General features: G+C 45.8%; 15 protein-coding genes. 8 read left to right on the forward strand and 7 right to left on the reverse strand.

The features are described 5' to 3' along the window. Window positions 1-44: 44 nt before the first annotated feature. Entirely contained in the window at window positions 45-1,139 is a 1,095-nt protein-coding gene (locus ACYCS5_RS05940) for a glycosyltransferase family 4 protein (protein WP_039272645.1), read from the forward strand. Window positions 1,140-1,262: 123 nt separating this feature from the next. Here ACYCS5_RS05940 and ACYCS5_RS05945 read toward each other — a convergent pair whose 3' ends face one another. Further along, window positions 1,263-2,168, reverse strand: coding sequence for an NAD(P)/FAD-dependent oxidoreductase (locus ACYCS5_RS05945; RefSeq protein ID WP_459760949.1), 906 nt, complete (start codon window positions 2,166-2,168; stop codon window positions 1,263-1,265). Between the two features lie 114 nt (window positions 2,169-2,282). Next, window positions 2,283-2,681: an Rrf2 family transcriptional regulator gene (locus tag ACYCS5_RS05950; protein WP_029518303.1), complete on the reverse strand. Its 399-nt coding sequence runs from the start codon at window positions 2,679-2,681 to the stop codon at window positions 2,283-2,285. A gap of 159 nt (window positions 2,682-2,840) precedes the next feature. Between ACYCS5_RS05950 and ACYCS5_RS05955 the strand changes: the two genes are divergently transcribed. The 5 genes from ACYCS5_RS05955 (at window position 2,841) to ACYCS5_RS05975 (ending at window position 8,436) form a co-directional block, all read left to right on the forward strand. Beyond that, a complete protein-coding gene (locus ACYCS5_RS05955) occupies window positions 2,841-4,766 on the forward strand; it encodes a BglG family transcription antiterminator (RefSeq protein WP_459760950.1) in 1,926 nt (641 codons plus the stop codon). Window positions 4,767-4,889: 123 nt separating this feature from the next. Further along, window positions 4,890-5,258 carry a PTS lactose/cellobiose transporter subunit IIA gene (locus ACYCS5_RS05960; protein ID WP_029518301.1) on the forward strand — a complete coding sequence of 123 codons (369 nt, stop codon included), beginning with the start codon at window positions 4,890-4,892 and terminating at the stop codon, window positions 5,256-5,258. Between the two features lie 18 nt (window positions 5,259-5,276). Continuing rightward, on the forward strand, window positions 5,277-6,572 hold the full coding sequence (locus tag ACYCS5_RS05965; protein ID WP_029518300.1) for a PTS sugar transporter subunit IIC: 1,296 nt from the start codon (window positions 5,277-5,279) through the stop codon (window positions 6,570-6,572). A 70-nt stretch (window positions 6,573-6,642) separates the two neighbouring features. Further along, window positions 6,643-8,079, forward strand: a complete 1,437-nt coding sequence (locus tag ACYCS5_RS05970; RefSeq protein ID WP_165148606.1) for a glycoside hydrolase family 1 protein — start codon at window positions 6,643-6,645, stop codon at window positions 8,077-8,079. A 30-nt stretch (window positions 8,080-8,109) separates the two neighbouring features. Further along, window positions 8,110-8,436: a PTS sugar transporter subunit IIB gene (locus ACYCS5_RS05975; RefSeq protein WP_061830059.1), complete on the forward strand. Its 327-nt coding sequence runs from the start codon at window positions 8,110-8,112 to the stop codon at window positions 8,434-8,436. Between the two features lie 66 nt (window positions 8,437-8,502). On the opposite strand, the gene ACYCS5_RS05980 is transcribed toward ACYCS5_RS05975, so the two are convergent. From ACYCS5_RS05980 to ACYCS5_RS05990, 3 genes are all read right to left on the reverse strand, one after another. Further along, window positions 8,503-9,435, reverse strand: a complete 933-nt coding sequence (locus ACYCS5_RS05980) for an NAD-dependent epimerase/dehydratase family protein (RefSeq protein ID WP_165148603.1) — start codon at window positions 9,433-9,435, stop codon at window positions 8,503-8,505. A 131-nt stretch (window positions 9,436-9,566) separates the two neighbouring features. Next, complete coding sequence (locus tag ACYCS5_RS05985; RefSeq protein WP_165148600.1) at window positions 9,567-10,193, reverse strand: DUF1796 family putative cysteine peptidase; 627 nt, start codon at window positions 10,191-10,193, stop codon at window positions 9,567-9,569. Beyond that, window positions 10,186-10,833, reverse strand: a complete 648-nt coding sequence (locus ACYCS5_RS05990; protein ID WP_029518295.1) for a DUF1796 family putative cysteine peptidase — start codon at window positions 10,831-10,833, stop codon at window positions 10,186-10,188. The genes ACYCS5_RS05985 and ACYCS5_RS05990 overlap by 8 nt, the downstream gene beginning before the upstream one ends. Window positions 10,834-11,078: 245 nt before the next feature. Here ACYCS5_RS05990 and ACYCS5_RS05995 point away from each other — a divergent pair, with 245 nt between their 5' ends. Further along, window positions 11,079-11,426 carry a hypothetical protein gene (locus ACYCS5_RS05995; RefSeq protein WP_459760951.1) on the forward strand — a complete coding sequence of 116 codons (348 nt, stop codon included), beginning with the start codon at window positions 11,079-11,081 and terminating at the stop codon, window positions 11,424-11,426. A 25-nt stretch (window positions 11,427-11,451) separates the two neighbouring features. After that, entirely contained in the window at window positions 11,452-11,874 is a 423-nt protein-coding gene (locus ACYCS5_RS06000; RefSeq protein WP_459760952.1) for a hypothetical protein, read from the forward strand. A 64-nt stretch (window positions 11,875-11,938) separates the two neighbouring features. Here ACYCS5_RS06000 and ACYCS5_RS06005 read toward each other — a convergent pair whose 3' ends face one another. Continuing rightward, a complete protein-coding gene (locus ACYCS5_RS06005; RefSeq protein WP_165148594.1) occupies window positions 11,939-12,112 on the reverse strand; it encodes a hypothetical protein in 174 nt (57 codons plus the stop codon). 31 nt (window positions 12,113-12,143) lie between these two features. Continuing rightward, on the reverse strand, window positions 12,144-13,364 hold the full coding sequence (locus ACYCS5_RS06010; RefSeq protein ID WP_459760953.1) for a glycosyltransferase family 4 protein: 1,221 nt from the start codon (window positions 13,362-13,364) through the stop codon (window positions 12,144-12,146). Window positions 13,365-13,386: the final 22 nt, after the last annotated feature.

A 13,386-nucleotide genomic window follows, 5' to 3' on the forward strand; every position in this document is an offset into this window, starting at 1 on the left:
CACCCCGTCCTGTTGGTTGAATAACTTGGTATTAGAGCTTGTGGTTGGCAAAGGAGGTTATTGAGATCAAAGTTCTATTTACTTTTTATATACCCAGCGGCGGCGTAGAAACCTTGAATCGCCAGCGTTGTAAAGCGCTCATTCAGGACGGGATCGAATGTCATCTTCTCTATTATCAGCAGGGTACAGGGATGCAGAACCTGCACGGCGATATTCCAGTGTTCACGACTTCCTCTGAAGAAGAAATTCGAAAGCTGGTGGAGACTCATCGCTACGATGCAATTATCGTCTCTTCGGACTACCCTATGCTCCCCAGATTGCGAATGTTGGGCTATCAGGGGATATTGATCTATGAATCGCAGGGCTTTGGCCCTCACGAAGAAGCGGCTTGGGTTGTTGCAGATGCAGTTCCGTATCTTCAAAATTACGCCGATGCAGTGCTCCTACCAGATACGACTCATTTAGTGAATCTTTTCTCCACCATGTGTCCATGGCTTAATCGCTATGTGTTTCCAAACGTGCTGGATACCAGCGTATTTAATTATGTACCTAACACTCCTCCAGCTAATCCGGTTATTGCCTGGGTTGGACGGCTAGAGCCCAACAAGAACTGGAGGCATTTTGTCGATATTTCTTACTGGATGCTGCAAAACCGTGCGGATCTTCGAATCTGGATGTTTTATGATGAAACATTGTCACAGCCGGAGGATAAAATACAATTCGAAAAAATGCTTACTCAGCTTGGCATGTCCTCCATTATCGAACGTTTTAAAAGCGTACCTCATGCCAATATGCCCCTGTATTACTCCATGATTGGCGACTCAGGCGGCTACTTGCTATCGACCTCATTGGTGGAGGGATTCGGCTATGCAGTTGCTGAGGCGATGGCCTGTCGTTGCCCGGTATTAAGCTCTGATTCAGACGGAGTACGAGCATTCATTGACCACAACGAAACCGGTAAATTTTATCAGCAGGGAGACATCTTGCAGGCGATACTGCAAGGACTAGACCTGATGAACAACGTACCTCAACGCGAATCTATTCGCAAGAAAGGACTGGCGCGAATCGTTAACCTGTTGGCACCGGATAAATATGTGCGTTCCTTCAGACAGATGATGAACACGCTAGGTGTGAGGTAATTAAAAAAATAGCTGACGACAACCCTTTTTATATACGGGGCATCGTCAGCTTTATCTTGCCTTTTTTATTATTGAATATTGGAATCTACCTGATCTTCCATATTGGACATTTCCAATTTCTCGTCATTCGTTGAAATCTTCCTCTGTTAAATCCATATTTACGCTCGCAGCGGTTCGACTGCCGTCGGCCGCAGCAAAAATCAACTGAGAAGGCATGAAGTACGATGAATCCCCGGCAGCATATACACCAGGTATGGAGGTTCTCCCCGCTTCATCCGTCTTGACCCCGCCCGACTCCGTTCTTTCACAGCCCAAATGTTCTCCAAACGGTGCACTTTGTACAAACTGGGGAGTCACGAAGCCGCCGATCCTCGGGACTTGAGTGCCATCCGTAAAGCGCACGTGCTCAAGCTTTCCATTGTGACCGATGAACGCCGCAACAGGTTGCTCTATTACTACTATCCCCTTGGATTGAAGCCGTTCTTTTTGCTCGTCCGACAGGGATGCATGACCGTTCGTACAGACGATCAAATCCTTGCTCCAATTAAGGAGTAGTTTGGCTGTATGAAATATAGCCGCCGATTCAGAGACGAGGACCAGCGGTTGATCCCGCAGCTCCCAGCCGTCGCAATAAGGGCAATTAAACAAACTTTTCCCGTATAACGGATAAAAACCTTCGATCTCAGGGAATATCTCCTTTACGCCCGTCGCTAATATCAATTTTCGCGCTTGAACGCGGAGGCCTGACGAATCAAGCACCTCAAATCCGGATACGTTTTTCATAATCGAAACAACCTCGGTTTGCAGATGATGGACAGACGGATAACGCAGCACTTCCTCATAAGCTACACGGCGGAACTCGGCTGGCGTTACGCCGTCTCTTGTAATAAAACCATGCGACGCATGCGTAACCGCATTTCTGGGCCGATTATTATCAATCAAGGCCACACTTCTCCTTGCCCTGCCCAGCACGAGGGCTGCATTCAACCCAGCAGGCCCTCCGCCAATAATAGCGCAATCGTATAGCATAACACCCAACTCCTTTTAAAAGATATTAAAGACTCTTTATGTCTTCGATATAACCAAAAAAACACCGTTTTACATAACTGGCAACCACCCTCTTTCTATATAAAATCGCTCACTTTACACTTGTGCTTGCTTTTGCGCCAAATCGACCAATTTCGTATTTTTTAGATGTCGTTCCATTTTCTCCTCTGCTTCCCTCATTACAGCTTGAATCAGGCACTCAGAACCGTGGACGAAATCACATTCAAACAAAGAATTCGTACCTTCAATGGCATGGATAATATCCAAAAAGGTAATGTCATCTTTATGACGGGATAGGCGATAGCCTCCATTGGCTCCAGAAACGGATTCGATCATTCCAGCCTTCACAAGCCTCGTCAAAATTTTTGAAAGATAAGTTGGTGAAACATTTTGGGATTCAGCCAGTTGCTGAACACCTACCGGCTTAACCGACGAATCAGTAACGAGCATGAGCATAGTGTGCAGAGCATAATTCGTTGCTTTTGTAAATTTCATAACTACACCTCAATCAAAGACTTATTGTATCTACTATATCGCCGAATCTGCGAGTGTGTCAAGATCATCTAGGATTCACGCTGTTGTCAACCCTTCTTTTGGTTACGCTCTAACCGTTGTATACTGTTCATCAGAAACAGCTAAGAAAGGGGGCTCGTTGTGCGTATTTTTGATATTCTTCGTATATTGGTTGCTGAACAGATGGTCAAAGGAGAACACTTGGCAAATGCATTGAAGGTATCTTCTCGAACGATACGAACGGATTTAAAGGAATTGGGTGCGCTGTTGTCAAAGCATGGAGCAGCAGTTAAACCCCTTAAAGGAACAGGCTACAAGTTAGAGATTCGGGACGAACAAGCATTTCATCATCTGCTGAAGCAATTAAAGGATGATGAAAATAATGGGCCCTATCCATTAGCGAGTTCTTCTGAAGCTAGAAATCGTTTTTTAATGAAAAAGCTATTGCTTACCAATGCATATGTCAAACTTGATGATTTAGCCGAGATCCTGTATGTTAGTCGATCCACTTTACAGAATGACCTCAAAGAACTGCGCAAGCTGCTGGCAACTTACGGACTATCTCTGGAGAATAAACCCTATCATGGTATTCGAGTCAAAGGGAATGAGGCCAAGCTGCGTTATTGCATTTCCGACTATATATTCAGTAGGACAGATGAAATAGGCGAGCAGCAGATGTCCCACCCTCCTCTGATCTCTAACGAAGAGATGGAATTCATAAGAGAAGTGATTCTGGATCGTATTGAGATCCATGATATTCAGTTATCGGACATTGCCCTGAACAATCTGGTCATTCATATTGCTATAGCATGTAAGCGAATTCGTGAAGAAAGGTATGTGTCGTATTATCCGCAAGAGATGAAAAAAATCGAAGCGCAAAAAGAGTTTAGGGTGGCGACTGAGATCGTATCCGCCTTGGAACAAAACATGAAGCCCTCCTTTCCACTTGTTGAAGTTGCGTACATTGCTGTTCACCTGTTGGGTGTAAGGACCGTCGTTAGTGTCCGTATGGATGAGATGGAGATTAAAAAGATCATTGATAAAGATATCTACGAACTGACTATCGAAATACTAGACCAAATTGATCAGCAGTTGAAGATGAACATTCATAACGATCAAGAATTGCTGATTGCATTTTGCCTTCACCTCAAACCAGTGATCAACCGTTATCAATACGGAATGAATTTGCGTAATCCTATGCTGGATGAAATCAAAGCCAATTACCCGCTTGCCTTTGAAGCAGGTATCATTGCTGCGGAGGTCATCAAGCAGCGGCTTCATATACACATCGAGGAAAATGAAATTGGATATTTAGCCATTCATATCGGAGTCGCGATGGAAAGAAAGAAAATGGAGGGCGCACCCAAAAGATGTATGATCGTATGTGCTTCTGGACTCGGCAGTGCTAAGCTGCTGTATTACAAGCTTCAATCGGTCTTCGGTTCCAGGTTGGATATCGTGGGAACCACTGAACTTTATAAGCTGAAACAAATGCCGTTGGATACACTGGACTTTGTCATTAGCACGATCCCCATTTCAGAACCGCTTTCTATCCCCATGATCCATGTGAATACATTTTTGGGCAGTTCCGATATTACGAAAATTGAGCAAGCCATTTCTGAAGCCAGACTTCCTGCTGTGCAGTATGTACGAAAAAAATTGGTCTTCCTTCAGCAGAAGTTTGAGAACAAACTCCAAGTGCTTAAATTTATAGCCGGAAAAATACACGAAGCAGATCTTATAAAAGGCCCCCTGCTGCAATCGGTGATAGAGCGTGAAGCCGTTTCCCCCACTTCATTTGGCAACTTGGTCGCGATCCCGCATCCGATGGAACCTTTCGCAGATTCTACGTTCTGGGCCATCTGTACATTACAAAAAGCAATCGATTGGGATGGTAAGCCGGTACAGTTTATTTGTATGCTCTGTGTACAGCGCACCAAATCAGAAGATTTACAGACTATGTATCATATTTTGCTTGAAATTTTAAATAATGAACAGCTCGTCCAGCAGCTTATTCGCTGCAAAACGTATACAGAATTCATAGAAGTGTTGCATAAAAATAGTTGAACATAAGGAGTATGAAGAACGATTGATTTCCGTTAAGAAGAGGAAATAATGTGTGTTATGTTGAAAGCGATTCCAAATTATAATAGCCATACGAACGAGATGATTGAAAGGAGAGAGGATCACGTGAATCATGATGAATCTACAGAACACGACGTGAACATGGAGGACATGGATGATACAGAGATTGTATTCCAAATTATATTATACGCAGGGAATGCACGCAGCTCCGCCATGGAGGCGATTGAGCTTGCAAAGGCGGGGAAATTTCGTGAAGCCAAAGAAGAATTAGCCTCAGCAAAAAAAGAACTGGTGTCCTCCCACAAGATTCAAACCAGAATCATCCGTAAGGAAGCAGCGGGTGAAAAAACAGAGATGTCTGTCATGATGGTACATGCTCAAGATCATTTGATGAATGCACTCACCATTCGCGATATGGCCTCAGAGTTTGTAGACCTGTATGAACGCATGGATCAATTCGTACCGAAATCGTAGAGGGAGGGACGCTATCCCATGGCATTCAAAGACAAACTGGTTGACGGCCTCACATCGGTAGCAAATGCAATCAACAATTTTAAATATATTATAGCGATCAAATCAGCTTTTATCACATTGATGCCCGTTATTATTGTCGGTGCCTTTGCTGTACTGATTTCCAATATGGTCATGGACCCAGTCAATGGTTTGGCCCATTTTAGGCCATTCTCATTCCTGGCTGAGTACAAACCGATTTTCTCAGGCATTAACTATGCCAGCTTGAATATCCTTACCATTCTGGCTGTTTTCATGATTGGTCTGGAGCTAGGAAAAATTAATGGTGAGAAAAATCTTTTCCCCGGTTTGCTTGCTTTAATCTGTTTTATCTCTGTGACACCAACCACGATAGAGTTGATGGTTAACGGTGACATGCAAAAAGTAACAGACGTCATAGCCCGTCAATTTACGGATACCAAGAGCTTGTTTTTAGGGATTTTCATAAGCATCCTGTCCGTCGAGCTATACAGCAAACTGGGTAAGTCCGACAAGCTAAAAATCAAAATGCCTGAAAGTGTTCCCAGCAATGTGGCCGTTTCATTCTCCGCACTCATTCCTACCATTATTACGGTGACTGTCTTCTCCATGTTTGGATTCTTTTTTCATAAGTTTACGGGACTCTATCTGTACGATGCTGTCTATAATGTGGTGCAAAAACCTCTGGAGGCCGTAGTACAGGGACTGCCAGGTATACTGGTGCTGATGCTGGTTGCGCAAATCTTCTGGGTGATCGGTATTCACGGAAACCAAATGGTAAAGCCCATTCGTGAACCCCTGCTGCTTGGCGCGATTACTGTCAACATGACTGCTTATGAGCAAGGACTGCCCATTCCGAACATTATTACGATGCCTTTCTGGGACGTATACATGAGTATTGGTGGTTCAGGGATTACGCTGGCCCTCTTGATTTGTATTATGATCGCTTCCAAGCGTGAAGATATGAAGGAAATAACAAAGCTTTCGCTCGGCCCAGGTCTGTTTAATATTAATGAGCCTGTCATTTTCGGACTTCCGATTATGTTGAATCCATTGATGGCTATCCCTTTCATTATTACTCCGCTCATCACAGGAACGATTGGTTACTTCTCGACATTACTTGGATTTGCAGGTAAAGCCGTCGTCATGGTTCCATGGACTACTCCGCCTATTATTAATGCCTACCTGTCTACAGGTGGAAGCATTGGAGCCGTCGTCACTCAGATCGTTTGCATTGTGGTAGCGATTATCATTTATTTCCCGTTCGTCAAAATTGCCAACAAGCGAACGACTGAATAATGCGCTACTATAGAAATACACTAATTAATTGAAAACGCATTCTTTATACAATGAAAAGGAGAAACATGTCATGGCTAAACATACGATACAAATTCCATCGAATTTCATCATGGGTGCAGCGGCTTCCGCCTGGCAGACAGAGGGATGGAGCGGTAAAAAAGAAGGTCAGGACTCATTCCTGGACCAATGGTACAAAAATGACCGCTATGTCTGGCACAATGGATATGGACCCGCGGTTGCAACCGACTTTTATAATCGCTATACCGAAGATATTGCGCTGATGAAGCAGATTGGCTTAACCCATTATCGTACTTCTATTAATTGGTCCCGCTTCTTAACGGATTATGAGAATGTAGTGGTGGATGAAACGTATGCGGATTATATGGACCGGGTCATTGATGAGCTGATTGCGAGTGGAGTCGAGCCGATGATTTGTCTGGAACACTATGAGGTCCCTGCCTATCTGCTGGATAAATATGAGGGCTGGTCTTCCAAGCATGTAGTGGAGTTATTTGTAAAATATGCGGAAAAAGTGTTTGAACGGTACGGCGATCGGGTCAAGCACTGGTTTACGTTTAATGAGCCCATTGTTGTACAGACTCGCGTCTATCTGGATGCCCTTCGCTATCCCTATGAACAAAATACGCGGAAGTGGATGCAATGGAACTATAACAAAACGCTGGCTACCGCAAAGTGCGTACAGCTTTTCAAAGCAAAAAACTATAGTCAGCACGGGGCTAAAATAGGCGTTATTCTGAATCCTGAAGTCACTTATGCCCGATCAAGCGCCCCTCATGACCAGTATGCGGCACATGTGTATGATTTATTTTACAATCGAGTATTTCTGGACCCGCTTATTAAAGGCGAATACCCGCAAGAATTGTTCGATCTCATGGGCAAGCATGATATTGCATTTGAAGCTACAACGGAAGAACTGACCGTAATTAAGGAAAATACCGTTGACTACGTCGGAATCAATCTCTATTATCCCCATCGGGTCAAAGCGCAGAGTAAAGCGTGGAACGAAAACACCCCCTTCCACCCCTCTTACTACTATGAGCATTTTGATCTTCCGGGTAAAAGAATGAACAAGTCACGGGGCTGGGAAATTTATCCTAAAATCATTTACGATATGGGAATGCGCATTAAGAACGAATATCACAATATCGAGTGGTTTGTCGCAGAAAATGGTATGGGCATTGAGAATGAAGTTGCTTTCAAAAATGAGGAACACATTATTCAGGACGACTATCGTATTGACTTTATAACTGAGCATTTATACTACACATTACAAGCTGTAGAAGCAGGCTCCAACTGTACAGGTTATATGCTGTGGGCCTTTACAGACAACGTTTCTCCCATGAATGCTTTTAAAAATCGCTACGGACTGGTGGAAATTAACCTAGACAATGATCGAAGTCGGCATTTGAAGAAATCCGGCTACTGGTATCAAGCCGCTATCAAGGAACGCTCGTTTGTTGCTGATCTGGATGAAGAGTATAAGTAGTTAAAAATGAATTTCTGGAGGCGCTCAACGATGAAAAAAATTATTCTGGCATGTGCTGCAGGTATGTCCACATCTATTTTGGTTTCTAAAATGAAAAAAGAAGCAGCAGCAAGATCCATAGAGCTGAACATCGAAGCCATCCCCGAAAGCACCATTAAGGAAGAACTGGAAGGTATTACAGATTCTGTGATTGCTATTTTGCTCGGACCTCAAGTACGGATGCGTAAAAAGGCAGTCACCGAAATTGCTGCTCCCTATAGCATTCCTGTAGATGTCATTGACACGTTGGCTTATGGTAGAGGAAACGGTGCAGCTGTCCTAGATCAAGCCTTGAAGCTGGCTGGCGAGAACATCTAATTGCTATTCAAATGAAAAAGAGGCTGAGAATTCCCTCAGTCTCTTTCTTGAGTTGCGCGCTCTTTATCACGACATATCTTCTTTGCCTGAGCCCATACTACTCACATACGTTTCCTGTAAACCGGCAGAAATGCCATATAGCGGTTCCCAACGAAGCCAATGTCTGGCGACTGCGTTACTAAGACAGCTATGGTGAATGTCTCCAGCTCGCGCTGGTGAATACACAGGGCGGACAGACGAACCATGCAGCTTCAGTAAATCGTAGGCCAGTCGATTGATGGACGTCGTTCGTCCCGTACTTACATGTACTGTGCGTTGGTCCGCTGCATGGATAGCCGCCATATTCGCTCGGACTACATCCTTGACGTACACAAAGTCACGAGTTTGTGTCCCATCACCGTGAATGAGCAAGGGGCTTCCTTTTTTCAGCCGCTCCATAAAAAGAGCGACAACACCACCCTCTCCCTTCGCGGCCTGACCGGGACCGTACACATTTCCATAACGCAAAATCGTGTAGTTCAACCCGTACAGCCGATAAAAAAGTCGAATATACGATTCTGCGGTCAGCTTGGACAGTCCGTAGCCTGAAATGGGCTCCACGGGATCGTCTTCCTGTATACATTGCTTTTGCAGCTCTCCGTATACGCCAGATGTGGAAGCAAATATGAATTTTGACACACCGGCTTCATGACAAGCCTGCAACAAATGAATCGTCCCCAGCACGTTCACATCCGCGTCCTCATCGGGTTGATGGATGGATTGCTGCACATCAGCCTGTGCGGCCAAGTGAAACACAATATCCGGGCTTTCCCGAATCAGCAACGTCCTAGCTTCAGAGCTGCGAATATCCGCAATATGCATGACCGCGCGCGGGTCCACATTTGCCATATTTCCGGTCGTCAGATTATCCAGCACATGTACTCTGATGTCCGAATCAGCAAGCGCACGTACCAGCTGAGAACCAATAAATCCAGCTCCCCCGGTGACCAAAGCCTTCACTAGCTCACCCTCCTTTTGAACCGAAGCATATGACTTCCCTTCGCATCATGTTATGCGACTCCCTATAGCTTGGCGCAGGCACACGCACAGTCCGAAGACAATCTATAATGTGTCTCTAGAATCTCAGCACCTCAGACATACAGTCTCACATTTTCCAGCATATAACGCCACATCCCATCCTGACCGTTCCATATATCCTCAGGCGGCAGCTCCACTGAAACCAGCCGCTCCAATCCCCAATCCAGCTCCGTCACACCATCAGTCCCTGTATAATCCACGTATAACAAGCGAAAATCATGTGTAATCCTCTGCAATAACACATCATGTAGTTCCACCGCTTGCTCCCGACTGCCCCCGAGACGAATCAGTAGCAGACGGGACGCAAGCGTGAATTGATCCAGTAGACGTGCGATGCGGCGATCAAGCGTCGTTTTGAATGCAGGATAGGAAGTCAGCTGCTCCGATGTATTCTCGCTAACCGGAAAATGGTGTGCCGCCGTAATCTCATAGTTTGCATCCTCGACCATGAAGTTATGCTCGCCGTAATCGTGCCCCGTGACACGCAGACTATCAACATCCATAAAACCGGCAAAACGGGCGTCCAGCAAGCGACTGATCTGTGACAAGTTACCGGAAATCATCCAGTCCAGCGGACCCGCATAGGGACGCAGTCCGTTTTTATCCAGCTGAATGGAAGGCAAGCAATGTCCACCCAGACTGAATACAGCATCATAATCCCCCTGCAACCGTTCAAGCACGACGCCCTCCCCTTTCCGAAGACAAGGTCATCCCTTTAAAAAGAGTACGCCAATGCGGATCACTCTTGTAATTCCATACATCGGCAAAAGGCATTTCCACCGCGCATACATGCGGAAGCTGCCAATCCACCTCCGTCAACTCCGTTACGCCGGAACAATTCACTACCAACAAACAAAATTCATTCGCTACCATGCCTGACAAAATACGTTCCAGTTCCTCTACTTCTTCATAGGTTCCCAGCATACGGACGAACAAGCTGCGCTTCGCCATCTGTGTTTTTGCAAAAAAACGTTCAATACGACGGTCTATCTTTTCCTTGAACTCGGGATAGGTCACCAGATCTGAGGACGTATTGCGCTCCTGCGGAAAATCATGTACCGAGATCACATTATAAGCGATATCTCTGACCATATAATTCAGTTGGCTCGTACCAACGACACTCAAATTGGGCAATTCCATAAATCCGGCAAACCGATTTTCAAGCAAGCGGTTCACATCGGACAGCGTGTCAGACATCATCCAATCCAGTACCCCGGCAAACGGCCGCAAACGGTTCTTTTCCAATTGAATGGCAGGTGTACAGTTTTGCCCCAGACTGAAGACCGCTTCATATTCCCCTGCCAGCTGTGCGAGTCTCATAGCCGTGCCTCCTTTTTTAATACGACCCTTCTCTCAGTTCCTACTCTATCCTTCTTCTGTAGTCGAAAAAGGGACTTCAGGCCGTAGTTTGTTCCACTCTACATTACATGCACAGCACGGCGAAAAGGGTTGGACACCGATACGATTTTTGTCAAAGAGGCGTACAACTATCCAGTCCAAACCCGTCTATTTTTCATATCATGTTAAGGCTGGTAACCTAACGGAATTCAAGGAGGCATCATCATATGTCCGTGTTTCTTTTAACCGTCGACCACCATTTCGCTTACCCCAGCGCCCATATACAAAGCTGCCATATGACCTTATTCAATCGTGAAAAGAGAGCCGTCGATGTGTTGCTGGAAATGGGAAATGACAGTGGTGTTTTCCGTCGGCAGCTCCTTCGATTGAGCCCTTCTCCCGAAGCTGGCTCCGTGCTAGAACTCAAGGATATGGAGGCAGCCCAAAATCCGTTTTATCTGCGAGTGATCACGAATATTTACAATCCAGAAACGCTGTTTATCCTGGCTGAATTTTTGGAAAATGGGAACGTTGTCGCTAAGCGTACAGCCAGTCATTTTACCGTGACACCCTAATGAACGGGCAGAGGAGGAAGAAGGTATGTTGAAATATTCAGTTCAAAACAAAGCTGAGCCAGGCACATATGCACTGCCTTTTCAGGTCACCGAACAGGAGAGCGTGCTCTCTACATTGATCATTCCTGCAAGTGAAGCTGAAGGACGTATTGTCATTGAAGTCTCTTTGGCATGGGAAAATCCGCTGCTCAACTGGGATATCGGGGAGCTGGATATTCGATTGCGTCGCAACGATGAGCGGGGACCTATGCTGGACTGGTTGCAGGATTCCTGTTATCAGGAGGGATTTGCCGAGTTAATCTATGAGGAAACGGGAACACAGGGAGAGCCTTATGTATACTGCCTGACCGTACAATCAGCCGACCGCCGTGCTGTTGTTACAGGACCACTCATGGTTCGAGGCTCTGTGTATGTAGATTCGATGGACGAAAACCCGGATGGACAATGAGCTGAAATAACTAAAGGCAGGTGGGAGTTTTAAGCCCAACCTGCCTTTTATAGGGTCTGTATTCTCATGGCGCGGATTGCTTCAGACATTCTAAAATGTCAGCGTCCGGCAGCGTATAATCTTCTGGCAACGAAGTGTTAATTCGGTTCCATATTGCGTAATCGACCTTCAAATCCGGGTGTGACTGCTGGATTTCAAAAATACGGTTGTACAAGTCTCCAACGACAGGAAAAGTCATGCTCTCCCTCCTAACTATTGAATCAACGTATTCAACGTACTTGATTCAGCGCTTGCCCATAAATATTCACGAGTCGTTCAATCATAACATCCAGAGACCAATGCGCGATCCCCCATGCTTTGGCACGATTTCCCATGACTATCCGCACTTTATCCTGAGCCAGCAAATGCTGCAAATGAGCTGCCAGTGCCTCCACATCGCCAACCGGGGAGACCAGTCCGGTGTATTCATGCTTCACCATTTCCGGCAGTCCGCCTGCATCCGATACCACTGCCGGAAGCCCCATAATCTGCGCCTCCATGACCGAAAACGGCTGATTGTCCTGTATGCTTGGATGAACAAAAAGGTCCGCCAGTTGTAAAAGAGCAGGTACATCTTCACGATGCCCCAGAAAAACCACGTCTTCTTCCAGCCCTAGCTCCTTCGCCTGTGTTTGAAGCTCTTCCCTTTTATCTCCCTCCCCGACAATCCAGCAAACCCAATCCGTACGACTTGCTTTCAGCAAGCCAAGAGCACTCATTAAATAATGCAGTCCTTTGATATAGACCAGCCGTGAAGGACAAATGATAACTTTTTTCCCCTCAGGTCGTATCATGTCCGTTCCCCGGGCGTGGACTTCCCAGAAGTGCTCGGTATCCAATCCGTATTGGAAAGTAGCAATCTGCTGCTCAGGCACTTCGAACTCACGCACAAGCGTCTGTTTCATCCATTCTGTAGACGTAATGGTAATATCCGCGGATAGAGCGCCATAGTGCTCTAGCGCCCAATAATACTTCCACATCAGCGTCTCACGGTAACCCTCCTCATGATCCCGCTCCAAAGCCATCATAACTTCACGAGCCAGCGAGCCATGAATATTCGCTACCAACGCGCTATCTTTGCGTTTGACCCGACTTAGCGCACGCGTCGCAATGACATCTTGCGTGTGAATCACATCATACTGCTCGACCCCGAAATACGCCGCTGCCAGCTCCATACAGTATCGATCCTTTTCCACCGTCTGCACCCATGAATCCAAATGTAATACAGGGACAGCCGATTCATTCAGCTTCGTATCCAGCAGGGGCAGCAGTTGATCCTTCAGTAGCTCCCTATCTTCAAAAACAATATGGTATTTAGGTGTATCCGGTCCGTTCCCCATCAAGTCTACCGTGTGGCCCAGTAGCTCCAGTCTCCGTTTAATTTGCATCATAAAGGGCCATACGCCACCCAAATGAGGAATCGGCCAGTACGTAGCCAACAAAATTTTCAAAACAGCCTCACCTCCTCTGTCT

The organism is Paenibacillus sp. SEL3, assembly GCF_054602585.1.